This window comes from Corallococcus exercitus (assembly GCF_042231735.1).
Lineage (GTDB): Bacteria > Myxococcota > Myxococcia > Myxococcales > Myxococcaceae > Corallococcus > Corallococcus exercitus_B.
Genome location: NZ_CP102577.1, coordinates 6273687 through 6300325, shown reverse-complemented (window position 1 = coordinate 6300325; position 26639 = coordinate 6273687). Strand labels below are relative to the sequence as shown.

Genomic DNA, 26639 nt, shown 5'->3' with positions numbered 1-26639 from the left:
AAGCAGGCGGGCAGGCACAGGGACACTGCTTGCGTGCCTGCTGTCACACCACGGCTCAGGACGCGCGGCCCGCCCGGGCCATCAACACGCTGCCCCGGGTCCCCGCATACACCAACGCGTGCTCCACGATGTTGCCCGCGATGTCCTGACCGGTGGCGCCCTCCAGGCCCTCGAAGCCGGGGCTGGAGTTGATCTCCATCAGGCGCGGGCCCTCGCGGCCCTCCAGCATGTCCACGCCCGCGACCTCCAGGCCGATGATGCGCGCCGCCTTCACCGCGGCCTCCACGTAGGCGGGGGGCAGGGTGATGGCGCGGCCCTCGCCGCCGCGGTGGATGTTGGAGCGGAACTCGCCCTTCTTCGCCTTGCGGCGCATGGCGCCCACCACGGTGTCGCCCACCACCAGCGCGCGCACGTCGCGGCCCTCGCTCTCCGCGACGAACTCCTGGAGGACGATCTCCTGGCCCAGGTCCCAGAAGGTGTCGAGGATGGTCTGCACCTCCGGCAGCGTGTGGGCAATCATCACGCCCACGCCCTGGGTGCCCTTGATCAGCTTGATGATGACGGGCAGGCCGCCCACCTCCTGCACCAGCTTGCGCACGTTGCCGCGGTCATGCGCCATCACCGTCCGGGGCATGTCCAGGCCCGCGCGGGCGAGGAACTGGAGCGCGCGCAGCTTGTCGCGGCTGCGCGCGATGGCCGTGGGCGGGTTGAGCACCGGCACGTCCATCATCTCGAAGTGGTTCACCACCGCCAGGCCGTACGCGGTGATGGACGCGCCGATGCGCGGAATCACCACGTCCACGCCCTTCACCTCCGCGCCGCGGTAGGTCATGCGCGGCTTGCCGCGGGCCAGCAACAGGCAGCAGCGCAGCGTGTCGAAGACGAGCGGGCGGTGGCCCCGGGCCTTGATGGCCTCCACCAGCCGGCGGGTCGAGTACAGCGAGCGCTTGCGGGACAGGATGGCCACGGTCTTCTTCGCGCGGGGCCGCTTGGGTCGCGGCGCGTCACCGCGCTCGGGTGCCTGTGCGCCAGGCGGGACCGGCGCCTTCTTCGGCTGGGCTTTTCGGGGGGGCATGCGGGGCGCGGGACACTAGCACGCACGGGCGAGGAGGCACGGCAGTGGGGAACCCTTTGCTATCCTCGCGTTCACTGATGACCGCCCCCAACCCCCATCCCGACGACATCCACACCAACCCAGGAGACGTCGGACTCGAACTGTCCTCCCAGTCCTCCCTGCTGGGGGAGACGCAGGTGGTGGATCCGCGCGCCACCGTGAAGCTGCACAAGTGCCGGCTCCTGGTGACGTCGGGGCCGGACACCGGGCGCTCCATGGCCAGCGACAAGGAGCGGCTTCGCTGCGGCGCCCACCCGGGCAACGACCTGGTGCTGGTGGAGGACCGCACCGCCAGCCGCCACCACTTCGAGGTGCAGTACACCGAGCGCGGCTACCTCCTGGTGGACCTGAACTCCACCAACGGCACCTTCCTGGACGGCCGGCGCATTGAGCGGGCCTACCTGTCCCCCGGCTCGCAGATCCGCGCCGGCTCCTCCGTCATCACCTTCGCCCCCCTGGACGAAGAGGTGGCGGTGGAGCCCGACCGCGAGGGCGAGCTGTGCGGCATGGTGGGCCAGAGCGTGAAGATGCGGCAGGTGTTCGGGCTCATCAAGCGCATCGCGCCCATGGACGTGTCCGTCATCATCCAGGGGGAGACGGGCACGGGGAAGGAGCTGGTCTCCAGCGCCATCCACGAGCTGTCCGGCCGCAAGAAGGGCCCCATGGTGGTGCTGGACTGCGGCGCCATCCCGCCCAACCTCATCGAGAGCGAGCTGTTCGGCCATGAGAAGGGCGCCTTCACCGGCGCGACCTCCAGCCGCCCTGGCGCCTTCGAGCGCGCGCAAGGGGGCACCATCTTCCTGGACGAGCTGGGCGAGCTGCGCCTGGACCTGCAGCCGAAGCTCTTGCGCGTCCTGGAGAACCGCGAGGTGCGCCGGGTGGGCGGCAACGACGTCATCGAGGTGGACTGCCGCGTCATCGCCGCGACCCACCGCGACCTGGTGAAGGAGATCGCCGCGGGCAACTTCCGCGAGGACCTCTACTTCCGCCTGTCCGTCATCCACATCCAGCTGCCGCCCCTGCGCCAGCGCCGGGACGACATCCCGCTCATCCTCAAGCGGGCGCTGGCGGAGCCGGAGGTGGTGGAGACGCACGGCCGCAAGCGCTTCTCCGCGGAGGCCCTGGGGCTGCTCATGGCCTACGCGTGGCCCGGCAACGTGCGCGAGCTGATGAACGTCCTCTCCCACGTGCTGACCTTCTCCGACGAGGGCGAGGAGATATTGCCCTCCCACCTGCCCCCGCGCGTCCGGGGCCAGGCCCGCGAGGGGCCGCTGCCCTTCAACGAGCACCTGGCCTTCAAGGACGCCAAGGAGCAGCTCTTGGAGAACTTCGAGCGCGAGTACGTCACCAGCGTCCTCACCCGCTGCGAGGGCAACCTGTCCCGCGCCGCCCGGGAGAGCGGCCTGCACCGCAAGTCCATCGAGCGGCTGGTGAAGAAGTATCAGCTCGACGCCAAGGGCCTGAAGCCGCGCTGAAACATCGCCGTCGCATGGTTTTCACGGAGGGTGTGTCTTCCCCGGGAAGTTTCCAAGGAGGACCGACCTCTGCGACAATCCAGGTCCCCCTTTGGACCCCGACGCGGTGTGTCGGCGGTCACTTGACGGATACTGCGAGACTCCCCGGTCCCGCAGGATGAGCTTCCGTATGAGCGCACGATCCCCCCGTGAAGCAGGCGAGTCCGGCCAGGCCCTGGTGGAGGCCGCGCTGTCGCTGCCACTGGTCGTGTTCCTGGTTCTGGGTGCGCTGCAGCTCTCCCTGATGATGCAGGCGCGGGTGATGACGCACTACGCGGCCTTCCGGGCGACGCGCGCGGGCAGCGTGGCGCACGGGGACTGCGAGCGGATGACCCACGCGGCCATCCTGGCGCTGATTCCGACCTTCCATTCCTTCCTGGGGACGGGGACGGGGTCGCTCAACGGCCCGCTGGGCCGCGCCGCCGGTTCGGACGCGCCCCGGATGCTGGCGAACGCGTTCGCGGCGCGGATGAACAACCGCTACGCGGGCTCCGGCAGCCCGGGTCCGGGCCTGGACGGCGCCCACAACCGCAGCATCGTCTGGATTCTGCGGGACATCGTGGGCGGCGGCATCGACAGTCCCCAGGACAGGGACTTCGACCGGCCGGGGCACCTGCGGCGGCTGGAGGTGCAGCTGGTGTTCTGGTACCCGCTGCGCATCCCATTCGCCAACTGGGTGATGTCGCGCATGTTCCTGGCGCACTTCCGCTTGCGCTCCTACACGGGCGCCGCGAACCCGCTGCTGCTCGCGGAGCGCGACGCCAACTGGAACGGCAGTGACGTGACGGCGGTGCACGACCTGGACGGCGAGCTGGGCGCGGAGCTGGCGGACCGCGTGAACGCCCGGCAGTACGTCTTCCCCATCATCACCACGTTCACCATGCGGATGATGACGCCCGTGAAGTCGCGCCACTTCGCCACCATGACCTGTCCCCGGTGAAAGCCATGAAGCGCTCCTCCCCCCAGCGCGGTCAGACCCTGGTGCTGTTCGTCCTCAGCATGCTGCTGCTGGTCCTCATGGTGGGCCTCACGCTGTCCTTCTCCATGAAGATCCGTGAGCGCATCGAATTGCAGACGGTCGCGGACGCGACCGCCTACTCCAACGCGGTGGCCACGGCGCGCACGTTCAACAACATCGCCGTCATCAACCGCACGGAGATTGCCCACATGGTGGCGGAAGCGGGTGCCGCCAGCCTCCTGAGCTGGGCCAGCCTCTACCGGGCGGAGATCCGCACGGCCAACGCGGGGTTCGCCTCCTGGCTCCCCGCGTACCAGGCCTCCATCGCGTCGGGGTGTCCCTGCGCGTGGAACAACGGCGTCTGCTTCCGCAGGTGCCAGTGCGGCAACCTGGGCGTGGCGGACCTGGGCATGCTGATGGGCCGCCTGCAGTTGGAGGATGCGCGCCTGGAGGCGGTCTTCCAGGCGACAGACCCCATGGTGGGCTGGCAGATGCGCATGCACCATATCGCCGCGGGCGCGCTCTATGCGTCGGCCCTGGAGGAGTACGAGGACCTGGAGAACACGGTCCACGACCAGCGCTTCGCCAGCAAGATCCTCGGGGACATCGTGGGCCGGCAGAACCCGCGCGACGCGGGGTGGCGCGTGCCGCCGGCGGGCAACACGTCCAAGCACGAGCTGTCCAACAACACGTCCTGCGTGGGCGATGGGGCCGTGTGCTATCCGCTGCCCGCGACGGTGGCCCACCTGGTGGATGCCGCCATGGGCAGCCGCGGCTTCCACTTCGTGACCTCCCGGCGGGTGGATCAGGGCGACTACGCCGCCCACAACGCGAACCTGCTCTACGTCATCTTCCCGCCGGACAGTGTGCAGGTGACGGTCGCGCAGGGGGCCGGCTTCTTCGGCAAGCCCGGCTACCAGTACCCGATGCTGCCGCCCTACTCGCCCGCGGTGACCGCGCAGGACGAAGGGGTCCTCACGTATGCGTACAACCACGTGGCGCACGGCGGAGACCCGGTCCTGTGCCCCCCGGTGGCGGGAGGCACCGTCCCGGTCATGGCCCAGGTGGCCTACAGCAGCGGGATGTTCCCGATGCCCATGCACATCTGGTCGCTGGGCGCGGATCCCAACCCCTTCATGAACCACTTCCTGACGCCTCCCTGTCTGGGAGGTGTCTCCAGCTGCATGGGCGTCTGGCCGCCGTTCCTGGACTACAACCAGCTGGAGATGTTCCCGAACGGCGACGACAACAACTACGGGCAGCCCAAGAACTTCGCCATCCTCCAGCGCGACCGCACGGCGATGCCCGCCGGCCAGCAGGACCCCTGGAACCTCGCCTTCCGCTTCCGCTTCGAGGCGGCCAATCCCAACCCGAACGCGGGCCGGTTCGACAACCGCTCCGTCACGATGGCGGACGGCACGCCGCTGGGCGTGCAGACCGCGCTGTCCACCGGCATCGCCTACTACCACCGGGGACGCAGCCTCTCCTTCTCCCACTGGAGCGAGCCGCCCAACCTGCTCAACCCCTATTGGCGGGCCACGCTGGTGCCCGTGGACACGGACAAGACGGGCCTGCAGGACGCCATCAACAGCCTGGGGGCCAGCTCCCCGGTCTCCGCCCAGACCGTGGAAGCGCTCCGGGACGTCGGCTTCAAGGGGTTCCAGTGATGAATGCCATCGCTCGCGGGCCGCGCTCGTCCCGAGGCCAGTCCATCGTCGAAGCCGCCATCGGGGTGACGCTCTTCATCACGGTGCTCATCTTCGGCATCCACTTCGCCGAGGTGGGCTTCCTGTCCCTCAAGGTGCAGGAGGCCGCCATCTCCGCGCTGTGGGACGGCACGCACGGGCAGATGCACAACATCCCGGCGACCTATGGCGAGGCCCATGACTCCATGCGGGATGCCGCCCAGAACGCCCAGGGCCGCTACGCGGACTTCAACGGCCTGTCCCGCGTCGACCACGGCAACGGCATCACCCAGGTCTTCACCCGGGGGACGGGGATGCGGGTGAGCTGTGAACAGAACGGGGCCGTGGACTGGGCGGGCGCCCTGGTCACCCAGCTGGTGTACCGGGACGAGGGCGGGACCGCCTGTAACGCCCAGGCCTCCCTGAGCGCCTGGAACATCCCCCGGACCTTCCTCGACAAGGGGACGGAAGGGGGCCTGTACAAAGAGCAGCACCTGGCGGACGTGGAGAGCAACCTCCAGGTGTGCGCGGTGGGACGCGCGGTCGGTGGCCAGTGCAACAGCCGCTTCTCCATGCTGGTGGATGACTGGGGGCTGTCCAACGAGGTCGAATCCGCGACCTGCCTCCTCTTCCAGGACAAGCCCTTCCCCTGCACGAACGTGCCCTTCTACCTGGCGGCCCACGCCGTCTACGAGCCCACGGCCATCCTCATCCCGCGCCACGCCTCCAGGCTCGTGATGGAGGCGCTCTTCTGGAACCCGTTGCCGCCCCTGGCGCTGAAGGACATGGAAGCGACCTTCTGGATGAGCGCCGCGGGTGAGGAGACCCACTTCATCCAGATTCCTCCGCCGTTGATGGACCCCATCTCCATGACCTGGCCGACCAGCCCGGGGTCGATCGCGGGCTACACCTCTCCGGGGTATGGGCTTGGCTACGCGGACCGGACCCTGAACGGTGGCTGTTTCCTGGGAAAGGATTGCGACTGAGCATGCGCTCCTGGCATTGGAACAACGCGAGCCATTGGGCGCGGGCATTGGGTCTGGGGGTCCTCCTCGCCATGACCGCGGCCCGCGCGGACCACGAGTCCTGTGAGATGCGCTGCAGCAGCAAGGACCAGGAAGGGCTGCAGAACTGCATGAGCGCCTGCCCCGCCCCGGGGGACGTCAGTTCGAAGAAGATGGACAGCTTTCGCAACTGCGCCTCGCGCTGCACGGCGAAGTTCCAGGAACAGTTCAAGGCCTGCAGCGACAGCTGCCCCAAGCCGCCGGATGGTCAGGGGCCCCGGAAGGCCAAGTCCGTGCGCGCGGCGCGCTCCAGGAAATGAGAGGCGCCTCCGGAATGAAGCGGGTCCTGCGAGGCCTGGTGCTGGTGTGGGGGCTGCTCGGCGCGGAAGGGGCCTGGGCGCAGCGGGCCAACTTCTCCTGGGACGTTCCCAAGACGGTGAGCGTGGTGGACATCCCGGGCTCGGTGGACGCCAACGGGGTCCCCGTGAAGCTGCGCGCGGTGCGCAGCAAGGAGAAGCTGGAGGTCATCCTCCAGCACGTGGTGAACCGCTTCGAGGACTGGGGGTTCCTCGTGCCCCCAGGCCACAAGCAGCCGCAGTTGATGCGTGAGCCGATGATCACCGCCATCGACACGCGCCAGCTCATTTCCTACACGGCCATCCTCCAGCCCAACCCGGATGGGACGACCACCGTCATCGTGGGGGAGGCGTACTTCTCGCAGTTCCGGCGTCCAGGGGCTTCCGGGCTCCCGGTCATGCCGGGCGGTTCGAAGGAGGTGACCGCCGAGACCGAGGGAACCCGCACGACCACCTATACGGTCACGGGCAAGACGGTCGCGGAGGTCGACGCCTTCTACCGGGAGGAGCTGGGCCGGCGCGGGTTCAAGGAAGTCCAGCCCCGCCTGTTCCGCTCCTCCGGGGAAGAGCTCCAACTGCACGTGGGCGTCACCAAGGAAGGCCCCGTGGCGGTGCGCCTCATCCGCCGGGCGGCACTTCCGGACGACGGGTTGTCCCCGGGCGAATGACGCCCTGGAAGAGGGAAGACGAGACCGACATGAAGACGCGAATCGCGGTGCGGGGCTGGTTGGGACTGATGGCGCTGGGCGCGGTGCTGGTGGCGCCCCAGGGGCTTGCGCAGACGTGCGACGAGAAGTGCTCCGTCAGCGCCGGCTCCACGCTCCAGGCCTGTGTGAGGAAGTGCCCCGCGAAGGACAAGTCGTGCAATGAGAAGTGCACCAAGGCCTTCCAGTCCGCGAAGGCCAAGTGCACCAAGAAGTGTCCCAAGGGCAAGGGCAAGTCCACGCCCCAGCCGCACACGCACGAACACGGCGACGACCACCACGACGAGTGAGTCCGCGCGTGGATTGAAGGGCCGGCGGGAGGGTGTTACGGGCGCTGCCAGCCATGAGCGACGCCCCCTCCCGCAAGGACCTCGACGCCACCGTCCACCTGCCGCGCACGGAGTTCCCCATGAAGGGGAACCTGGGCCAGCTCGAACCGCGCCTGCTCGCCTGGTGGCAGGAGCAGGGCGTGTGGAAGCAGCTGCTCGCGAAGAACGCGGGCCGTGAGCCCTTCGTGCTGGCGGACGGGCCGCCGTACGCCAACGGCCACCTGCATGCCGGGCATGCGCTCAACAAGGTGCTGAAGGACATCGTGGTGAAGTTCCGGAACCTCTCCGGGCGCCCGTGTGACTTCATCCCCGGCTGGGACACCCACGGTCTGCCCATCGAGCAGGCGGTGGAGAAGCGCCTCAAGGAACAGAAGCTGGACAAGCGCACGCTGTCGCGCGACGCGCTGCTGGAGCGCTGTCGCGAGTACGCGCTGGAGTTCGTGGACATCCAGCGCGCGGAGTTCCAGCGGCTGGGCGTGTTCGGGACGTGGGACGCGCCCTACCGGACGCTCGACTTCAGCTACGAGGCGCAAGAGGTGCGCGAGCTGGCCGCGTTCGCGCGCCGGGGCATGCTGTACCGGCGCAAGAAGCCCGTGGCGTGGTGCCTCCAGGACCAGACCGCGCTCGCCGAGGCGGAGGTGGAGTACGCGGAGCACACGTCGCCGTCCGTGTACGTGGCCTTCGACGCGGGACCGGCGCTGCTGGACAAGCTGCCGCAGCTGAAGGGGCAGCGCGTGTCCTTCGTCATCTGGACCACGACGCCGTGGACGCTGCCGGCCAACCTGGCCATCGCCGTCAACCCCACGTTCGAATACGTCTTCTACCGGCTGGAGGACCGCGTCCTCTGTGTCGCGAAGGACCTGCTGGCGAAGGTGCTGGCGGAGGTGAAGTCGGACGAGCTCGCGGTGAAGCACGTGCAGCTCCCCACGGGAGAGGTGTCGTCACCGGCGCTGGTGGATCCCTCCCGCATCCTCGCGTACGCGACGGGCGAGGACCTGGAGCACGTGACGTATCAGCACCCGTTCTACGAACGGCAGGGGCGCGTGGTGCTGGGCGAGCACGTCACGCTGGAGGCGGGCACGGGGCTGGTGCACACGGCGCCGGGGCATGGCCAGGAGGACTACGAGGTCGGCCTGAAGTACGGCCTGGACATCTACAACCCGGTGCGCGCGGACGGCCGCTACGACGACACGGTGGGCGAGGTGCTCGCGGGCCGGCGCGTGTTCGACGTGAACCCGGTGGTGCTGGACCTGCTGGTGCAGCGGGGCGCGCTGCTCAATGACAAGTCAGACACCGTCACGCACAGCTATCCGCACTGCTGGCGCTGCCACCAGCCGGTCATCCAGGCGGCGACCTACCAGTGGTTCATCCCGATGGATGCGCCCTTCCACGGCACGCAGACGTTCCGGCAGGTGGTGCTGGAGCAGGTGGACAAGGTGCGGTGGGTGCCGTCGTGGGGACAGTCGCGGATCCGCGGCATGCTGGAGGGCCGTCCGGACTGGTGCATCAGCCGGCAGCGCAGCTGGGGCGTGCCCATTCCCATCGCGTACTGCGACGGGTGCGACGACGCGGTGGTGTCCCCGGAGGTGATGGAGCGCGTGGCGGCGGCGGTGGAGAAGGAGGGCGCGGGCGTGTGGTACCGCACGCCGGTGAAGGAGTTCCTCGGGGAGGGCTTCACGTGCCCGCGCTGCGGCCAGGGCGAGTTCCACCGCGAGACGGACATCCTGGATGTGTGGTTCGACTCGGCGTGCATGGCGTCCGCGGTGCTGGAGAAGCGGCAGCGCGTGCCGGCGGACCTGTTCCTGGAGGGGAGCGACCAGCACCGGGGCTGGTTCCATTCCTCGCTGCTGGTGTCGGTGGGCACGCGCGACGTGGCGCCCTACAAGGCCTGTCTCACGCATGGCTTCGTGGTGGATGGCCAGGGCGAGAAGATGTCCAAGAGCCGGGGCAACACGGTGGCGCCGGACAAGGTCATCCAGCAGTACGGCGCGGAGGTGCTGCGGCTGTGGGTGGCGGCGAGCGACTATCGCAACGACGTGCGCCTGTCGGACGGCATCCTCAAGGGGCTGTCGGAGGGCTACCGGAAGATCCGCAACACGCTGCGGTACGCGCTGGGCAACCTGCACGACTTCGACCCGGCGAAGGACGCGGTGGCACCAGAGGCGTTGTTGCCCCTGGACCAGTGGGCGCGCGGACGGCTGGCGCAGGTGGCCGCGCGCGTGCGTCAGGCCTACGAGGACTATGAGTTCCACCTCGTCTACGCGACGGTGGTGGACTTCTGCGCCAATGATTTGTCGGCCGTGTACTTCGACATCCTGAAGGACCGGCTCTACACGGCGAAGCAGGACGGGCCCGCGCGGCGTGGGGCGCAGACCGTGCTCCACGAGGTGCTCACGGTGCTGCTGCCGCTCCTGGCGCCGGTGATGAGCTTCACGGCGGAGGAGGCCTGGCAGCACCTGCCCGGTGAGCGCGCGAAGAGCGTGTTCCTGGCGGGCTTCGCGGAGGTGATGGCCGCGATGCCGCCGGAGCTGGAGGCGCGCTACACGAAGCTCTTCGCGGTGCGCGGCGCGGTGCAGGGCGTGCTGGAGGTGGCGCGGCGGGACAAGCGCATCGGCGCGTCGCTGGAGGCGCGCGTGGTGCTGAGCGCCACGGGCGCGGTGCGGGAGGTGCTGGAGGCGCACCTCGCGGAGCTGCCCGGGCTGTTCATCGTGAGCCAGGTGGAGCTGGCGGAGGCTCCGTCAGAGGCCGCGAAGGCGCTGGACGTTTCACAGACCTTCGGTGACGGCGCTTCGCTCTCCGTGGAGGTGCTTCCGGCGCTGGGCACCAAGTGCCCCCGCTGCTGGGTGTATTCCGAAGCGGTGGGGCAGGGCGGGGACGTGTGCCTCAAGTGCCGTGAGGCGTTGGGCTGAGTCCGCAGGAGGCATCCACGCCACCTCTCGCAATGGCGTGGATGCCCTGGCACACACTACCTGAACGAGGAGGTCACGGTCCGAATGGGCGTGCACGTCCTCTGCGCCCATGGGGTGTGGGTGTGCTTGTCATTGACGCAGATCTTCTTTTTGCACTCACCGCGCCCGCTGGCGGCTCCACCGTGCCGGTTCTCACCCAGTTGGGCGTTGAACCCTGTTCCATGGGTGACCGAGCAGAGGCTGGTGCCGTAGTCTTCCTTTTTGTTTCCATCCAGGGAATGGCGGTAGTGGCGCTCATTGACTGGCGTCAGTTTGATCATGTAGTCCGCCCTGTAGCGCATGATGCAGTCGTGTGCTCCGCCAAAGACGGATTCGGTTCCGTCCTCCTCGCATCGAGTCGCGACCATGGGGACGCCCACCAGCGGAGGCTCGTCCGTGGGCAGAAGCGGTGCGGAAGTGATGATTTCGACCCTGCCCGCGACAGTCGAGCCGGGTGGGTCGTACTGCGCCTCCACAACGCCGTTCGCTGCGGCGGTCCAGAGCGCGGTGAAGTACCCCCCTTCGCCGTGGTGGGGAACATTGACCGTGTGGGCGAGCTCGTGAGCGACCGCGAATGAAAGCGCGGGCGCTGGCGTGTCTGAGGCAATCGCCACGAGCAGGATGTCCTTGGGCGTGCCTGGGCCTCCAGAAGTCTGTGAGACGCCATGCTTCGGTCCGCGGTCCGCCATGATGACCAGGTGCTGGTCGTTGTTATGGGGGGCACCCCTGGCGGAGTTGATGATGCGGGTGGTGAGCTCGAAGTCTTCATTCCCAACCTCATGGACCTTGAGTCCCGTAAGGCTCTGGAAAAGAGTGATGCCTGCCTTTTCCGCGCCCCCGACGGCATTGCCCATCTTGTTGTTGAGGAAGTAGTCCACGTCTTGGTTGCGGGTGCGGACGTGCGTCCCCTTGAGGACGAATCCCCGGTACTCCTCGTACAGCGTCAAGCCATCTCCCGCATGGCCGTCTCCGAAACCCGCGCCCAAGGTGTCAGAGTCGTCGTTGTCCGCGAGCGAGGTGCTCTGGTTGTCGCTCTTCCACTTGTCCGCGATCTTGGAGGTGGGGGTGCGCTTGGGAATGAGCAGGGGGCCCGGTACGAACGGAAGAGGAGTGCCGGGGGTGCTGGCAGGGTCGTCCAGCACGGCGAGCACGACTTTTCCATCCTCGGTCAGTCCTTCGGCAACGACTTCCCCATAGCTCCCGAAGTCAAATGACGACACTTCAGCCTGGGCCTCGGTGTAGGTCCCCAGGGGAGTTTGCACCGTCGCGGCGCTGACGAACTCAAGTCCAAGCGCGGCATTCCGGGGTTGCTCGAACTGGAGGTCTTTGTAGGAGACGCCTGGAAGCGGAACCGGGAACGGAAGGGCAGAGCGCCGGCTGTTTGAAGCAATGCCTTCAACCTCCGAGGAGATGACGTGGAAGGTGATCTGCTTGAAGCTGGTCGCGGTTGAACCTTCCTTCGGTACAGCCCGTGCCTTCACCTTGAGGAAAGAGCCCGCCTGGGGCGGAGTCTCAGAGGACGTCAGGGACGTCCCGACGACGGGTTCGATGTGCGCACGCGGTAGCCAGTCGTCATGGTTCTCCGCGCTCAAGACGAGATCCAACTCGTCACTCTTGGGCCGGAGATCCCACTCGATGTCCCACTCCACGGGGAGGACGCCGTAGGGCAGGGGATTCGGGATGCTCTCCAGGACCGCGTTCTCGGTGGTGAGGAGGTGCTTCGTCCCGTGGATGCGCAGGGGGGCGTCGACCGCGGGGAGGTCGAAGACGAAGTGACTTCCAAACACGAAAGAGCTCAGGTGGTACCACGCGAGCGATACGTCACCCGTGAAGCCGTCCAGGTGTTTCACCGTCCCGGTGCACGGAGCGCCGGAGAATGGCGTCAGTTGCATCTGGTAGGTGCTGTCCGAGAGAAGCTCCATCATGGTCGTCTGAGCGGCGAGGCTTTCCGCGCACCGGCCCTCCATGGTCATGGTTGTCATCCCCATGAAGGTGACCTCTTCGGTGTGGCTGATGTTGTAGAAGCCTTGCTTGATGTCGACGAACGCGAGGTTCGACGGTGGAAACATGGTGACTTCGATGGGAGCGAAGTACGTCAGGTCCGCCTTCCAGTCGTGCGTGTTGTAGGGGCCCGTCCACACGCCGCTCGACTTGCTTCGGGCCTTCAGCACACCCACCCATTTGGGAACGCCCTGGACCCGGCTCGCGGGCGTCTCCAGTCGCTGGAGAACCGATGGCAGAGGAGGCGAGGCAGATTCCTCGGGCGGCGCATCCTGCGCGGTGCATGCCCCAAGGAGTGCAAGTCCAATCGTGAGGATTTGGCGAGGCTGGATTTTCATGCTGGGGACGTTTGCCTGATGAAGGGGTCTGGCGTTGCCAGTCTTCATACGCTTCCCAGTTCAATTCCTGGTCCTTGCCTTCGATTTATTCCCAGACGTCTGCTTTCTAGCCGGGCTGTTCCAGCCTGCGCAGCGTGTCCACCAGGTTCTGCATGCGTTCGTGGTGCGTGCCGGGCCAGAAGACGCGCTGGCAGCCGGGGCACTGTTGGAAGTGGCGGTGGCGCTGGGCCACGCCTTCCGGGATGCGGCCCTGCACTTCATCCGGCGTCGCGGTGGACAGCGGCGCGTTGCAGGCGATGCAGCGGGAGAAGGGGTGCATGCGCGACGTCAGGCCGTAGCGCCGCACCACCTCCACCAGCTGGTGCGCCGGGTCGGTGGCTCGCGGGTAGTAGCCGTGCACCACCTCCGAACGCTTCAGCAGGCCCAGGTCGCGCGTGAGCAGCACTCGCGATTCGTCGTGGGACAGGCGCGCCAGCAGGTCGTCCGCGTAATCGTTGCGCCAGAGCGTGTCGAAGCCGAGCATCCGCAGGAAGCCCGACAGCCGCCCCAAGCCCACGTCCAGGATGAAGCGCGGCAGCTCCGGGAGCGGCACCGGGACCGAGGCCGGATACACGTCCACGTTCGTGCCCGCCTCCGCGCGGTGTCCGAAGCCCACCGGCTCGCCATCCACCAACACGACGTCCACTTCCGGGTGCGGCGGTCCCAGCGACTCGATGAGGTCCTTCACCGAAGGGCTGCCTTGCAGCACGTGCGTGAACACCCGCCCCCGGCGCTCCGGTGTGACGAAATCGTTCAGTGCGCCGTGGAACCGCACCGTGAGCTGCCGTGCTGACATCGTGGACTCCTCACGTCCTGCTGCGTCTTGGCCCGTGCTCCGCGATGTCTTTCTCTGAATCCCAGCCTTCCCCAGCTTCGGGACGGTGAAACTCTCGGATTCTTGAAGGTTGGAGAAAGCAATCATCACGGGCCGTCAGGGGACAGCCTTTCTGAAAACTTCTATAATCACGCATCAGTCGGCGCGCCGAAGCCGGTGGATCACCCCCTCGACCCCCCTCGGAAGCAAGGATCCAGGTCCCTGTATGGCCATGAAGTTCCCCCCGTTCCTCCGCCCGTTCGTGGCGCTGGGTTTCCTGGCGCTCGCTTGCGGCCCGGGTGACGAGCCCGTCGCTCCCCCTGACTCGGGGACCTCGGTTGATGCTGGCACTCGCACCGACGCGGGCGACACCGTGGACGCTGGCGGTACCGGTGACGCGGGCACTGCCGTGGACGCCGGATCCGACGTGGACTCGGGCCCTGGTGACGCAGGCACCGCGGTCGACGCGGGCACGTCGGTGGACGCGGGTTCGACCGTCGATGCGGGTACTTCGACTGATGCGGGCACTTCGACCGATGCGGGTTCGACGACGGATGCCGGCTCGGCGACCGACGCGGGCACTTCGACCGACGCGGGCACTTCGACCGACGCGGGCTCGGAGACCGACGCGGGCACTTCGACCGACGCGGGCTCCTCGACCGACGGCGGCTCCGCGACGGACGCGGGCACGGATGGCGGTTCGGACTCCGACGGTGGCTACACGCAGATCCGCCTGATGGCGTCCAACCTCACCAGCGGCAACGGTCAGAACTATGACCCGGGCCATGGCATCCGGCTCATGCAGGGCGTGGATCCCGACATCGTGATGATCCAGGAGTTCAACTACAAGTCGAACTCCGCTGCGGACATCCGCGCCATGGTCGACACGGCCTTCGGCACGGGCTTCTACTACTATCGCGAAACCGGCGCGCAGATCCCCAACGGCGTCATCAGCCGCTACCCCATCATCGAGTCCGGCGAGTGGACGGACACCCAGGTGTCCAACCGCGACTTCGCCTGGGCGCGCATCGACATCCCGGGCCCTCGCGACCTCTGGGTCGTCAGCGTGCACCTGCTCACCAGGAACGCCAGCGTTCGCAACACGGAGGCCAGCAACCTCGTGAAGCTCATCAAGGCTCACATCCCCGATAACGCCTACCTTGCCATCGGCGGTGACTTCAACACCCGTAGCACCTCGGAGGCCTGCTTCAGCTCCTTCAGCGCCGTGGTGAACGCCTCGGGTCCCTGGCCCGCGGACAACAAGGGAAGCAACATCAACACCAACGCCAGCCGCGAGGAGCCGTATGACCACGTGCTGGTGGACCAGGACCTGGACCAGTACCGCGTCCCCACGGTGATCGGAGCAAACAGCTTCTCACCCGGGCTCGTGCTCGACAGCCGCGTCTACACGCCCATCTCCGACATCTCCCCGGCGATGAACAGCGACAGCGGTGCCTCCAGCATGCAGCACATGGGCGTCCTGAAGACGTTCCGCACGCCCAACTTCTAGACGGCGTGCAGGTGACGCGGGCCGGTCATCGGGAAACCCCCGGTGCCCGGCCCGTGCCGTTTCAGAAGAGGTTGCTCCACTTGTGCCGGTTGCGCTCCAGGAAGCGCGCCACCGGCGGGATGCGGGCCACCAGCGGCGTCAGCACGAACACCGCGCCCAACCGCAGCGGCTTGATGACCTGCGTGGCCACGTAGGCCGCGCCCCACGCGCCCGCCTGAGCGCCGGTGCCCTCCGGCTGGAAGCCGGCGCGGATGGCCGCCCAGAAGCCCACCAGCGACAGGCCGAAGCTCAGCCAGTACAGGGCAAAGGCCACCGGGCCGTACTCCAGCAGCAGCGCCTTGAAGCGCGCCATCAGCGACGGCTTCGCCGTGGGGGGCGTGGTGGTTCCGGGTGGGGCAATGTCGGGAGCGGAAGGTTTCACGTCGGGCTCAACAGGCGCCATGGGCGCACCATGCCCGAAACGCGCGGCCTCCGGGAGACAGAGGACAGGCGGGCTGGCGGGCCCCGGCCCGGGTCCGGGTTGTCAGGGCTCCCGGGGGCGCGATAGAGGTTCGGGCACCGCATGAAAGCCTCCCTCCGCCTCCTCCTCGTGGTGGTCCTCGCCGTGCTGGCGGCGGATCAGGTGACCAAGTACCTGGCCGTGTCCCGGCTGACGGAAGCGCTGGATGGCCGCAGCGGCATGGCGCGCGTGTCCGGCTTCCTGAGCGAGCAGAACCTGGACAACGACCCTCCGGTGGAGGGCGTGTTCCGCAAGAACACCCGGCCGTACCGCTTCATCGAGGACTACTGGCACTTCCGCTACGTGGAGAACCCGGGCGCGGCGTGGGGCATGTTCTCCAACCTGCCGGACACCGCGCGCAAGGCGTTCTTCCACGTGGTGAGCCTGGTGGCGCTGGCGTTCATCCTGGTGCTGTACCGCAAGACGGAGCCGTCGCAGAAGATGGTGCGCGTGGCGCTGGCGCTCATCACCGGCGGCGCGCTGGGCAACTTCGTGGACCGGCTCATCCGGGGCTACGTCATCGACTTCATCGACTGGCACTGGCGCAACCAGCCGGGCATGCGCTGGCCCACGTTCAACGTGGCGGACGCGGCCATCTGCGTGGGCGTGGCGCTGATGCTGCTGGACTCGCTGCGCCGGCCGGAAGCCGTGGCCACGCCCCCTCTGCCGCAGGGCAGCAGCGCCCAGCCGTGACGCGCGGGGGTGGGCTGGTATAAGCCCACTCCGTGCCGCGCAAATACGCCATCCTCCTCGCCCTCACGCTGGGCGTCATCGTGCTGGACCAGTGGACGAAGTACCTGGTCGTGCGGGACCTCACCACCCGCTTCGACGGGGCCACCACGCTGTCGGAGCGGCTGGGCGCGTTCTATACGCCCGCCGAGGAACCCGGCCGCAGGGGCCTGCACTTCCAGCCGAAGACGCACGTGGAGGTGGCGGAGAACTTCTTCCGCCTGCGCTACGCGGAGAACCCGGGCGCGGCGTGGGGCATGTTCAAGAACCTGGCCCCGAACGTGCGCGGCCCGCTCTTCCACCTGGTGAGCGTGGGCGCGGTGCTGCTCATCGTCTTCTACTTCCGGAAGCTGTCCGGCACGGACCCCGCGGAGGTGTGGGCGCTGTGGGGCCTGCCGCTGGTGCTGGGCGGCGCGCTGGGCAACTACATCGACCGCGTGGCGCGGGCCTTCGTCATCGATTTCCTGGAGGCCCATTGGTACGACAAGGCCGCGTGGCCGTCGTTCAACGTCGCGGACATGGCCATCTGCATCGGCGTGGGCATGCTCGTGGTGGATTCCTTCGTGCGCAAGGAGAAGCCAGAGGCCTCCGCCCCCGTGAAGGCTTCGTGAAAGCCTGGAGGTCCCCATGCTCCCCGTCCTGCTGCGCCTGACCTTCACCAGCCTGTGGATGCAGCTGTTGCTGTACGCCGCCGCGGTGGGCGTCGTGGCCTCCGTCGCCGTCAACGGCTGGAAGGGCACGCTGGGGCCGGTGGATGAAAAGACGGGCAAGGAGGGGCCCGCGCCGCTCCAGGACAAGCTGCTGCGCGCGGCGGGGTTCGCGGTGGTGGGCGGCTTCCTCGCGTACTTCGGCCTGAAGTACGCGCTGCCCGCGGAGGCCTTCCCCGGCGGCAAGGGGGAGGGCATCCCGCTGCACACCTACGGCGTGCTCCTGGCCCTGGGCTTCGTCACCGCCGTGTCGGTGGCGGGCCGGCTGGCGCAGGACGAGTGGCGCCGCGTGTCCTTCGTGGAAGGCCGGGGCCAGGTGGACACGGAGGGGCCCCAGAAGCGCGAGCAGGTGCTGGACCTGGCGTTCTGGGTGCTGGTGGGCGGGCTCGTGGGCAGCCGCGTGCTGTTCGTGCTGGTGAACTGGCAGGACTACGCGCGCGACTGGACGCAGGCCTTCTCCCTGGGCGGCGGGCTGGTGTTCTACGGCGGCCTGATGGGCGCGGGGCTGGCGGCGTTCCTCTTCGCTCGCAAGCACGACCTGGACTTCCTGCGGCTGGCGGACGTGTGCATCCCCACGGTGTCGCTGGGGCAGTGCCTGGGGCGCCTGGGGTGCTTCTCCGCCGGGTGCTGCTGGGGCGACATGGCGGGGAGCCACTCGCACACGGGCGTCACCTTCCCGGGCTCCGGGCTGGCGCAGGACCTGTTCGGCCGGCTGGGGGGAGCGTCCAGCCTGGCGTACGGCTCGCAGGCCGGGGATGACCGCTTCGTGGTGGAGGCCACCGGGCAGGTGCTGCACCAGGCGGCGCCGGGCGCGGTGCGCATCTCCGACTGGGTGGCCCAGCACGGCACCACGCTGCCGGTGTACCCCACGCAGCTCTTCGAGTCGGTGGGGCAGCTGGTGCTCTTCGTGGCGCTCCTGTACGCGCGCCGCTTCCGCCGCTTCCACGGGCACATCTTCGCCCTGTGGCTGATGGCCTACGCCGTCCTGCGCACCACGGTGGAGCTGTTCCGGGGCGACGTGGAGCGCGGCACCCTGCACGGGCTGCTGGAGTCGCTGGGGGCCCAGGGGCTGGCCGGGGCGGTGCCCCTGGAGGCCTGGTACAACGTGTCCACCAGCCAGTTCATCTCCCTGTGCATGTTCACCTTCGGTGCGCTGTTGATGGCGCGCCACCGGCCGGCGGGTGAGCCGGCTGGCCTGGGGCCGACACCGTCGGCGGCCTGAGGTTGCGAGCCGCGCCCGGGTTGGGGACACTCGCGGGAACATGCCGCCGCCCGACAACGCCCGGCCCGCCGCCAAAGGTGGGGGCCGGCCCGCGCAGGACGCCAGTTCCTCCAGCGAAGCCGCCCTTCACGAATGTGAGGAGCTGGAGGCGGCCATCGCGGAGCTGCGCCACAGCTACGAGCAGTACTTCATGGGCATGGAGCGCCAGGCGCCCATCCGCGCGCATGAAGATTTGAAGAAGCGGATGCTGAAGCTCAAGGGGGCCTTCATCCGCAGCACGTCGGTGAAGTTCCGCGTGCAGAGCCTCCACAACAAGTTCCTCACCTACGAGCGGCTGTGGGTGCGCACGCTCCAGGAGATTGAGGCCGGCACCTACCGCCGCGACCTGGCCAAGGCCCGCCGCCGCGCCGGAGCGAAGCAGCCCGGTGCCACGGGCGACCGCCAGAAGGGCGTGGTGGAGCTCACCGAAGAAGTCGACGACATGGACTTCGAGGAGATTGAAGAGCTCACCGGCCGCAGGCCCATCAACGAGCCGAAGCTCGCCTCGGAGTACCTGGCCGAGCAGCAGGCCGCGGGCGGCACGCCCTTCCGGGGCACGCCCGCGGTGGCCCCCGTCGCGGCGCCGCCGGCCGGTGCGCCCCGGGGCACGCCCGCGGGGCTGGTGCCGCCGAGGCAGGGCGTTCCGGCGGTCTCGCCCGTGAGTGGGCTGCCGTCCATCGCGCCCGTGGGGACCCCGGCGGCGGGGACGTCGAAGCTGCCCTCGGTGACGCCGGCGGTGCCTCCGGGCATGGCCGCCAAGGCTCCGCAGCAGCCCGCGCGTCCGGCGGCTCCCGCGGCGGCGGCGCCCCGTCCCGCGGCGGCGGGCCCGGGTGGCGGCATGTCCGACGACAAGCTGCGCGCGGTGTACGACGCGTACGTCACCGCGAAGCGCCGCTGCCAGGAGGACACGTCCAAGCTGTCCTACGAGTCGGTGGCCGCCACGCTGCGCAAGCAGGTGCCGGAGCTGCTCAAGCAGCACAACGCGAAGGCCGTGGAGTTCAAGGTCGTCATCAAGGACGGCAAGGCCTCGCTCAAGGCCGTGCCCAAGTAGCGGAAGGCACGCCATGAACCAGGACCTGGAGTCGCTCAAGGCGCGGGTGGCGCGCCTGTCGGTGATGATCTTCGACATCGACGGCACGCTCACCGACGGCCGCATCTTCTGGGTGCCCAACTCCGGCTGGACGCAGATGTACAGCGTGCGCGACGGCATGGGCATCAAGCGCCTGCAGGAGGTGGGCATCGAGGTGGCCGCCATCTCCGGCGGCGACAGCCTCTCCGCGCAGATGCGCATGCAGTCGCTGGGCTTGCGCCACGTGCACTTCGGCAGCCAGGACAAGGTGGCGCACTTCGAGAGGCTGCTCGGCATCCTCAACGTGTCCGCGGAGCACTGCGGCTACATGGGTGACGAGGTGGTGGACCTGCCGCTGCTCAACGCGGTGGGCTTCTCCGCCACCGTGCCCGAGGCTCCGGATGAGGTGCGCGCGAAGGTGCACTACGTGGCCCAGCGCGCCGCGGGCTTCGGCGCCGCGCGCGAGGTGTGTGAGTTCATCCTGAAGCACCGCGCGCGCTCCGCGCCGTGAACTGAAGAGGGGAAGCACCGCATGAAGAGGGGGGAGGGTGGAGTGGCGGCGTCCACGCCCTGAGGGCATGACCCTCCCGACCTGGGACAGGCCCGGGCGGGTACAGCGCGTGGAATGCGGGGCCCTTCTGCCCCACCGTCAAACCGGTGGGACGGGAAAGATGCCCAAACGTTCGCTCCTGGAAACGCCTGCTTCCCCATCGTCAGTCCAGGTTGTCGCTCCCCAGGCCCGTTCCTACCTTGCGCTGCCTGATGGCCGGTGTGCGGCCCGAGACACGAGGGAGGCGACGTGGGGATGCGGCGGAGGTGGCTCGGACTGGCAGCGGTCGTGGGGCTCGCCGTGTCCACGGGATGCGGGCAGTCCCCCGAGGATTCCGAAGCGCGGCTCGCGGTGCTGGAGGCCGAGGGCAAGCAGATGGACCAGGCCCTGGACGCGGTCGAGGACCGGCTCCTGGGCAGCCAGGGACGGCTGGCCATGTGGAACGAGCTGGGGCGGCGTCACCAGGAGGTGAGCGCCATCCAGTGCAAGGTGTCCGACGCCCACATCGCCGCCATCCTGAAGCATGAGGACAAGCAGAACCAGAAGGCGCGCATGGTCAAGCAGCGCAACTCCATGGCGTCCGTGGACACCTCCGTGCTCACCTCCGGCAAGGTGCCCGCGCAGCAGCGCAGCAACTGAGGCGCGACGTCTAGCCGGGGATGCGCGCGGTGCGCTCGCGCATGCGCTTCTCCACCGCGATGACGCCCCGGAGGAAGATGCCGGGCGCCAGCCGCCGCAGCCGCCAGAACCAGCGCGCGTCCGCCATGGGCAGCACGTGCGGCGCGCCCCGGTCCACCGCCTTGAGCAGCCGCTCGGCGACCCACTCCGGTCCAATCCTCGACTGGTCCACCAGCTTCACGCTCATGCGGCGCGTCTCCGGGTCGGAGTAGGGCGCGGCCGCCGAGGCGATGTTGGTGCGGAAGAACGTGGGGCACGCCACCGTGACGCCCAGCCCCAGCGGCTGCAGCTCCGCGTAGAGCGTCTCCGACAGCGCGACGACGGCCGCCTTGGACGTGTTGTAGGCCGCCAGGTTCGGCGCGTACACGAGCCCCGCCGCGGACGCGATGTTGAGCACGTGGCCGGAGCCCTGCTTGCGAAGCCGGGGCACGAACGCGTGGCAGCCGTGGATGACGCCCCACAGGTTCACGTCCAGCACGCGCTTCCACTCGGACAGGGGCAGCGTGCCCACCGCGCCTCCGGTGGCGACGCCCGCGTTGTTCACCACCAGGTCCACGCCGCCGAAGGCGTCATCCACGGCGCGCGCCAGGCCCTCCACGGCGTCCGCGTCCGTCACGTCGCACGGGTGCACGCGCGCCTCGCCGCCCAGCGCGGTGACGCGGCGGGCGGTCTCCTCCGCGCTGGCCGCGTTCACGTCCGACACCATCACCCGCGCCTGCCGGGCCGCCAGGGCTTCACACAGCGCACGGCCAAGGCCACTGCCGGCGCCCGTCACCACCGCGCGAGGACGAGAGGGAAGGCTCATGGTTTCGGGACTCCTGGGAGGTGAAGGAAGGGCGTGACACGGGCAGGGCTAGCACGCCCGGCGAAACGCTGGCCACGACTGGTGGTCGCTTTCCCGTGAATCCGGTTCCAGACGAGCGGGCAGGCGGGCGCACGGTTCGTGACCCGGGGTCGGAAGTTGGCTAGAACCCACGGCCGTGCAACGCGCCTTGGTGGCAGCAATGGCAGTCGTGGCGGCGGGGCTCCTGGTGGGATGCAACGACCTGGAGAACTGCGGCTCGACGCCGGTGGACATCACCCGCACCGACGGGGGGCTCTACCGTTGTGTGACGTCCGAGGATTGCCCCCGGACGTCGCGCGTCTCCGTGTGCGTGACGGACGTCTCCTCGGAGCGCGAGTGCGTGCGCTGCGACGAGACGCGCTGCGTGCGCCTCATCCCGGAGGCGTGCCAATGACGCGGCGGTGGTCGCGTTGGGCCTGCGTGCTCGCGGTGGGGGCGCTCGCCGTCACCGGGTGCCGCGACAAGCCGGTGGACCACATGCAGCGCGCCCGCGACGCCATCTTCGAGAAGCGTCCGGACGAAGCGCTGGTGGAGTACCGCAAGGCCTACGACATGCTCCTGCGCGACGAGTCCCCGGAGGCGCTGGTGATGCGCGCCCGGGCGCTCAAGGGCGCCGCGGACGTGTACTGGCTGGAGCAGCGCAAGGTGAAGGAGGCGGTGAGCGTCTACCGCCAGCTCATCCAGCAGTGCCCGGAGTCCCCGGAGGCGCTGGACGCGCGCATCATCCTGGCGGAGCTGCTGCGGGTGCACTACCGCGACCTGCGCGGTTCCATTGATCAGCTCACCGCCGCGCTGCACCGCAACCCGCCGCAGAGCGCGGAGCTGCAGTACCAGGTGGCGAAGACGTACTTCGAGCTCCAGGACTATCCGCAGTGCGAGCTGGAGGCGAAGAAGCTGCCGGACCGCTTCGCCACCAGCCCCTACGTGGACGACGCGCTCTTCCTCCAGGCGCAGGCCCTGGCCATGGTGGAGGGCAAGCGCCAGGAAGCGCTGCGCACCTACGCGGACCTGCGCACGCGCTTCCCGGACTCGGAGCTGGCGCCGTACGCCCTCTTCGAGATGGGCAAGCTGCGCGCGGACGCGGGCGACAACGAGAAGGCCATCGAGACCTGGGTGGAGTGCCTGAAGACGCACCCGGATCCGTCGCTCGTGCAGGACGCCATCGGCCGGGCGCGCCGCCGCCTGGCCAACCTCACGGTGGAGGGCATTGGCAAGAAGGAGGTGGCGTTCGACCGCAGCAAGCAGGCGCGCACCTCCGTGGAAGCCATGGGCGGCAGCGCCGAGGAAGCCGCCCGCGACCGCGGCGACTGACTTCTGGCGTGGGAGGCATTCACATGAACGTGCTGGTGACAGGGGCCACGGCGGGCATCGGGCAGGCCATCGCGCGCCGCTTCGTGAAGGAGGGGGCGCGCGTCATCGCCACCGGGCGGCGCGGCGACCGGCTGGAGGCGCTCCAGGCGGAGCTGGGCGAGCGGCTGCTGCCGGTGACGCTGGACGTGACGGACAAGGCCGCGGTGAAGGCGGTGTTCGCGTCACTGCCGGCGGACTTCGCGCAGGTGGACGTGCTGGTGAACAACGCGGGGCTCGCGCTGGGGCTGGAGCCCGCGCAGGCGGCGCGGCTGGAGGACTGGGACGTGGTGGTGGACACCAACGTGAAGGGCCTCCTGTACTGCACGCGTGAAGCACTTACGGGCATGGTGGCGCGCGACCGGGGGCACGTCATCAACATCGGCTCCATCGCGGGCGAGTTCCCGTACCCGGGCGGCAACGTGTACGGCGCGACGAAGGCGTTCGTGCATCAGTTCACGCTCAACCTGCGCGCGGACCTGCACGGCACCGCGGTGCGCGTGACGGACATCCAGCCGGGCCTGCTGGGCGGCACGGAGTTCTCCAACGTGCGCTTCCGCGGCGACGACGCGAAGGCCGCCTCGCTCTACAACAACACCCAGCCGCTCACGCCCGACGACGTCGCGGACACGGTGTACTGGGTGGCCACGCGGCCCGCGCACGTGAACATCAACGTCATCTCCATGATGCCGGTGGCGCAGGCCTTCGGGCCGCTGCTGGTGAAGCGCGGCGGCTAGCCCGGCACGGGCAGCGCGGCTTCCAGGAGCGGCGCGGGCACCGACGGGTCGTCCGCGTCCGCCACCAGCAGCACGTGGACGCGGCCGCCCTCCACGCGCGCGTCCACGCCCTCCAGCTTCACGGGCACGTCCACCGCGTCCAGGTACACGGGCGTGCCATCCGGCGCGAGCACGCCCACCGCCGAACCCGCCACCGGCCCATCCGCCACGCGGTCCTTCGAGGCCTCCGCCGTGGCGGTGAATACCACCCGCCCGTCCGGCAGCGGCGACGCGTCCGTGAAGGACAGCCGCACGCCATGGGCCTCGCCCAGCTCCCAGCGGCGCACGGTGCGCACGGCCTCCGGCCCCAACACGCCCGCGTCCAGGCTGGCCAGCACGCGGTCCAGGTCCAGGTCCACCAGCGCGTCCACGCCGCCCTCGCCGTTGCCCCGGTTGAGCAGCCGCAGCCGCTTGCCCGCCACCGCCGCGCCCTCCACGTTGAGCGCCACCAGCTCCCGCTCCAGCTGCACGTAGAGCGACGTGCAGTCCACCGTGAGCGGCGCTCCCGCGAGCGTCCCGTCCGCGTTCAGGGGCAGCACCGACGCCCGGCGCCGCGCGGGCGTGGACCCCGAGGGCAGCGCCAGCAGCGCCCCGTGCGCGAACGGCGCGGACGGGCCCAGCCGGCACAGCGCCTCCAGGTCCGGCTTCGCCGCCTTGCGCGCCGCGTGCGCGTCCGGAAGCTCCCCAGGAAAGAGGCGCACGGTGTGGCCCGGCGCGTCCCCCACCGCGGGGAACACGGCCAGGTGGAGCGCGTCATCCGCGACGACGTAGAGCCAGTCCCCCGCGCGCACCAGGCCGCTGGCGGCGGAGACGTGCGCGGGGCGGCCCGGGGTTTCGGGTGCCGCGAGGGTGAGCGTGCGGCGGCGGGTGGTGGGAATCATGGGAGCCCCAGCGTCGCCGACTACAGCAGCGTGCCGCGCAGGAAGAGGCTGGCCGCCGTGAAGTAGATGACGAGTCCGGACACGTCCACCAGCGTGGCCACGAAGGGCGCGGACGCGCTCGCGGGGTCGAAGCCCACGCGCCTGAGGATGAACGGCAGCATGGAGCCGGACAGCGTGCCGAACATCACCACGCCCACCAGCGACACGCCCACCGTCAGGCCGATGACGAACGCATGGTCGCCATAGCTGTGGAACAGGCCCTGCCACACCATCACGCGCAGGAAGCCCACGACGCCCAGCACCAGGCCCAGCGCCAGGCCCGTGCTCAGCTCCCGCCGCGCCACGCGCCACCAGTCCTTCAGCCGCATCTCCGACAGCGCCAGCGACCGGATGATGAGCGTGGTGGCCTGGCTGCCGGAGTTGCCGCCCGAGCTGATGATGAGCGGGATGAAGAGGCTCAGCACGACGGCGCGGGCGATTTCATGCTCGAAGTAGCCCATGGCCGTGGCGGTGAGCATCTCCCCCAGGAAGAGCACCATCAGCCAGCCGGCGCGCTTCTTGAGCATCGCCATGAAGCCCACGTCGAAGTAGGGCGCGTCCAGGGCCTCCATACCGCCGACCTTCTGGATGTCCTCCGTGGCCTCTTCCTGGACCACGTCCACGATGTCGTCCACCGTGACGATGCCCTTCATGCGCCGCTGCTCGTCCACCACGGGCATGGCCATGAAGCTGTGCTCGGAGAAGGTGCGGCTGACCGCCTCCTGGTCCGTGTTCTCCGCCACGGTGATGACGTCGCGAATCATCACGTCCGCCACGCGCTTGTCCGGCGCGGCCTGGAAGAGCTGGCGCAGGGACAGCACGCCCTGCAGCCGCTGCTCCGCGTCCAGCACGTACGCGTAGTAGACGGTCTCCACCTTCTCGCGCGCCTGCTTGCGCAGATACCCGATGGCCTCGTCGATGCTCATGTCCGGGCGCACGCGGGCGAAGCGCGGGTTCATCAGGCCACCCGCGTCGTCCTCCGAGTACGCCAGGAGGACGTTCACCTCGCGGCGGCTGGCGTCGTCCAGCTGCGACAGGATGGCGTCCACCTGCTCCGGCTCCACCGCCTGGACCAGGTCGGCCAGGTCGTCCGGGGGGAGCAGCCGGACCCAGGTGCGGCGCTCGGCGGGGGGGAGGCTGAGGATGAGCTCGCCCTGTTCGCGCGCGGTGAGGCCCAGGAAGAAGTCGTCCGCCACGGCCGGGGGCAGCAGCCGGAACCCCTCCAGGCGCTCGTCCGCGGACAGCACCGCCCAGGCCTCGTGGAGCTCGTCGGGGGACAGCGCGTTCTGGCTCTGGGGACTCTCCACCATGACGACGGCCTCGGAAGAAGGGGGGGAGGGTGCGCGCCGGGATGCATCGCGCGCGGGCCTCTCTACACCCCTGCCGGGGGCGCGGCGAGCGGAAGGCGCGAAACATCGCGAGGAAATCGCGGCTGCCTGCCTGTTCCGTTCAGCCGTCCCCAGAGTCCGCCACAGGGGGCCCGGGCCTGCCTGCCCATGCCGCCCGTGCAGGTGCTCTTCCCGGCGCCCCGGTGGCCTGGGGCGCCGGGGGACAGGTCAGGCCTTCTGCTGGATGAGCTCGACCTTGTAGCCGTCCGGGTCCTCCACGAAGGCGATGACGGTGGTGCCGTGCTTCATGGGGCCGGGCTCGCGGACGACCTTGCCGCCGGCCTGCCGGATGGCGCTGGCGGTGGCGTGGATGTCGCTGACGCCCAGGGCGATGTGGCCGTAGGCGGAGCCCAGCTCGTACTTCGCCGTGTCCCAGTTGTGGGTGAGCTCCAGCGCGGGGTGGGTGTCCTCGGGGCCGTAGCCGACGAAGGCGAGGGTGAACCGGCCGTCCGGGTAGTCCTGGCGGCGCAGGAGCGTCATGCCGAGCACGCGGGTGTAGAAGTCGAGCGACTTCTCCAGGTCGCCGACACGGAGCATGGTGTGGAGGATGCGCATGC

At 69.2% G+C, this 26639-nt stretch carries 26 protein-coding genes; 18 read left to right on the top strand and 8 right to left on the bottom strand.

From position 1 onward, the window contains the following. Window positions 1-55 precede the first annotated feature (55 nt). The gene (locus tag NR792_RS24955) at window positions 56-1075 is read right to left on the bottom strand and encodes a RimK family alpha-L-glutamate ligase (RefSeq protein ID WP_375755183.1); all 1020 of its coding nucleotides are present in this window, start codon (window positions 1073-1075) and stop codon (window positions 56-58) included. Between the two features lie 77 nt (window positions 1076-1152). Between NR792_RS24955 and NR792_RS24950 the strand changes: the two genes are divergently transcribed. The 8 genes from NR792_RS24950 (at window position 1153) to ileS (ending at window position 10573) form a co-directional block, all read left to right on the top strand. Next, window positions 1153-2589 (top strand): sigma 54-interacting transcriptional regulator, encoded by a 1437-nt coding sequence (locus NR792_RS24950; RefSeq protein WP_375755182.1) that lies wholly within the window; start codon window positions 1153-1155, stop codon window positions 2587-2589. 169 nt (window positions 2590-2758) lie between these two features. Beyond that, on the top strand, window positions 2759-3568 hold the full coding sequence (locus NR792_RS24945; protein ID WP_375755181.1) for a TadE/TadG family type IV pilus assembly protein: 810 nt from the start codon (window positions 2759-2761) through the stop codon (window positions 3566-3568). Between the two features lie 5 nt (window positions 3569-3573). Beyond that, the gene (locus tag NR792_RS24940) at window positions 3574-5253 is read left to right on the top strand and encodes a pilus assembly protein TadG-related protein (protein WP_375755180.1); all 1680 of its coding nucleotides are present in this window, start codon (window positions 3574-3576) and stop codon (window positions 5251-5253) included. Beyond that, window positions 5253-6257, top strand: a complete 1005-nt coding sequence (locus NR792_RS24935) for a pilus assembly protein (RefSeq protein ID WP_375755179.1) — start codon at window positions 5253-5255, stop codon at window positions 6255-6257. The genes NR792_RS24940 and NR792_RS24935 overlap by 1 nt, the downstream gene beginning before the upstream one ends. Before the next feature lie 2 nt (window positions 6258-6259). After that, entirely contained in the window at window positions 6260-6595 is a 336-nt protein-coding gene (locus tag NR792_RS24930; protein WP_375755178.1) for a hypothetical protein, read from the top strand. A 14-nt stretch (window positions 6596-6609) separates the two neighbouring features. Further along, window positions 6610-7299 (top strand): hypothetical protein, encoded by a 690-nt coding sequence (locus NR792_RS24925; RefSeq protein WP_375755177.1) that lies wholly within the window; start codon window positions 6610-6612, stop codon window positions 7297-7299. 29 nt (window positions 7300-7328) lie between these two features. After that, window positions 7329-7625 (top strand): hypothetical protein, encoded by a 297-nt coding sequence (locus NR792_RS24920; protein ID WP_375755176.1) that lies wholly within the window; start codon window positions 7329-7331, stop codon window positions 7623-7625. A 53-nt stretch (window positions 7626-7678) separates the two neighbouring features. Next, window positions 7679-10573, top strand: a complete 2895-nt coding sequence (gene ileS / locus NR792_RS24915) for an isoleucine--tRNA ligase (RefSeq protein ID WP_375755175.1) — start codon at window positions 7679-7681, stop codon at window positions 10571-10573. Between the two features lie 56 nt (window positions 10574-10629). Here ileS and NR792_RS24910 read toward each other — a convergent pair whose 3' ends face one another. Beyond that, window positions 10630-12999, bottom strand: a complete 2370-nt coding sequence (locus tag NR792_RS24910) for a hypothetical protein (protein WP_375755174.1) — start codon at window positions 12997-12999, stop codon at window positions 10630-10632. A 58-nt stretch (window positions 13000-13057) separates the two neighbouring features. Continuing rightward, window positions 13058-13786 carry a Mut7-C RNAse domain-containing protein gene (locus NR792_RS24905; protein ID WP_375755173.1) on the bottom strand — a complete coding sequence of 243 codons (729 nt, stop codon included), beginning with the start codon at window positions 13784-13786 and terminating at the stop codon, window positions 13058-13060. A gap of 244 nt (window positions 13787-14030) precedes the next feature. Between NR792_RS24905 and NR792_RS24900 the strand changes: the two genes are divergently transcribed. Beyond that, window positions 14031-15314, top strand: coding sequence for an endonuclease/exonuclease/phosphatase family protein (locus tag NR792_RS24900; RefSeq protein ID WP_375755172.1), 1284 nt, complete (start codon window positions 14031-14033; stop codon window positions 15312-15314). A gap of 61 nt (window positions 15315-15375) precedes the next feature. On the opposite strand, the gene NR792_RS24895 is transcribed toward NR792_RS24900, so the two are convergent. Then, window positions 15376-15735, bottom strand: a complete 360-nt coding sequence (locus tag NR792_RS24895) for a hypothetical protein (protein ID WP_375755171.1) — start codon at window positions 15733-15735, stop codon at window positions 15376-15378. 141 nt (window positions 15736-15876) lie between these two features. Here NR792_RS24895 and lspA (NR792_RS24890) point away from each other — a divergent pair, with 141 nt between their 5' ends. From lspA (NR792_RS24890) to NR792_RS24865, 6 genes are all read left to right on the top strand, one after another. Further along, window positions 15877-16506: a signal peptidase II gene (lspA, locus tag NR792_RS24890; RefSeq protein WP_375755170.1), complete on the top strand. Its 630-nt coding sequence runs from the start codon at window positions 15877-15879 to the stop codon at window positions 16504-16506. 32 nt (window positions 16507-16538) lie between these two features. Then, the gene (gene lspA / locus NR792_RS24885) at window positions 16539-17153 is read left to right on the top strand and encodes a signal peptidase II (protein WP_375755169.1); all 615 of its coding nucleotides are present in this window, start codon (window positions 16539-16541) and stop codon (window positions 17151-17153) included. A 16-nt stretch (window positions 17154-17169) separates the two neighbouring features. Then, entirely contained in the window at window positions 17170-18471 is a 1302-nt protein-coding gene (locus NR792_RS24880; protein WP_375755168.1) for a prolipoprotein diacylglyceryl transferase, read from the top strand. Between the two features lie 40 nt (window positions 18472-18511). Then, a complete protein-coding gene (locus NR792_RS24875) occupies window positions 18512-19561 on the top strand; it encodes an MXAN_5187 C-terminal domain-containing protein (RefSeq protein WP_375755167.1) in 1050 nt (349 codons plus the stop codon). A 13-nt stretch (window positions 19562-19574) separates the two neighbouring features. After that, window positions 19575-20090, top strand: coding sequence for a KdsC family phosphatase (locus tag NR792_RS24870; protein WP_375755166.1), 516 nt, complete (start codon window positions 19575-19577; stop codon window positions 20088-20090). Window positions 20091-20429: 339 nt separating this feature from the next. Further along, window positions 20430-20768, top strand: a complete 339-nt coding sequence (locus NR792_RS24865; protein ID WP_375755165.1) for a hypothetical protein — start codon at window positions 20430-20432, stop codon at window positions 20766-20768. 10 nt (window positions 20769-20778) lie between these two features. On the opposite strand, the gene NR792_RS24860 is transcribed toward NR792_RS24865, so the two are convergent. Next, window positions 20779-21612, bottom strand: a complete 834-nt coding sequence (locus NR792_RS24860) for an SDR family NAD(P)-dependent oxidoreductase (RefSeq protein ID WP_375755164.1) — start codon at window positions 21610-21612, stop codon at window positions 20779-20781. A 199-nt stretch (window positions 21613-21811) separates the two neighbouring features. On the opposite strand from NR792_RS24860, the gene NR792_RS24855 reads away from it, so the two are divergent. Genes NR792_RS24855 through NR792_RS24845 form a run of 3 tightly spaced genes read left to right on the top strand, consistent with a single transcriptional unit; the run spans window position 21812 to window position 23735 of the window. After that, complete coding sequence (locus tag NR792_RS24855) at window positions 21812-22045, top strand: hypothetical protein (RefSeq protein WP_375755163.1); 234 nt, start codon at window positions 21812-21814, stop codon at window positions 22043-22045. After that, window positions 22042-22962, top strand: coding sequence for a tetratricopeptide repeat protein (locus NR792_RS24850; protein WP_375755162.1), 921 nt, complete (start codon window positions 22042-22044; stop codon window positions 22960-22962). The genes NR792_RS24855 and NR792_RS24850 overlap by 4 nt, the downstream gene beginning before the upstream one ends. A 23-nt stretch (window positions 22963-22985) precedes the next feature. Continuing rightward, on the top strand, window positions 22986-23735 hold the full coding sequence (locus NR792_RS24845) for an SDR family NAD(P)-dependent oxidoreductase (RefSeq protein WP_375755161.1): 750 nt from the start codon (window positions 22986-22988) through the stop codon (window positions 23733-23735). On the opposite strand, the gene NR792_RS24840 is transcribed toward NR792_RS24845, so the two are convergent. The 3 genes from NR792_RS24840 to gloA all read right to left on the bottom strand — a co-directional run bounded on the left by NR792_RS24840 (window position 23732) and on the right by gloA (window position 26637). Then, complete coding sequence (locus NR792_RS24840) at window positions 23732-24655, bottom strand: DUF6929 family protein (RefSeq protein ID WP_375755160.1); 924 nt, start codon at window positions 24653-24655, stop codon at window positions 23732-23734. The genes NR792_RS24845 and NR792_RS24840 overlap by 4 nt on opposite strands. A 20-nt stretch (window positions 24656-24675) precedes the next feature. After that, window positions 24676-26004: a magnesium transporter gene (mgtE, locus tag NR792_RS24835; RefSeq protein ID WP_375755159.1), complete on the bottom strand. Its 1329-nt coding sequence runs from the start codon at window positions 26002-26004 to the stop codon at window positions 24676-24678. Window positions 26005-26250: 246 nt separating this feature from the next. Further along, entirely contained in the window at window positions 26251-26637 is a 387-nt protein-coding gene (gloA, locus tag NR792_RS24830) for a lactoylglutathione lyase (RefSeq protein WP_375755158.1), read from the bottom strand. Window positions 26638-26639: the final 2 nt, after the last annotated feature.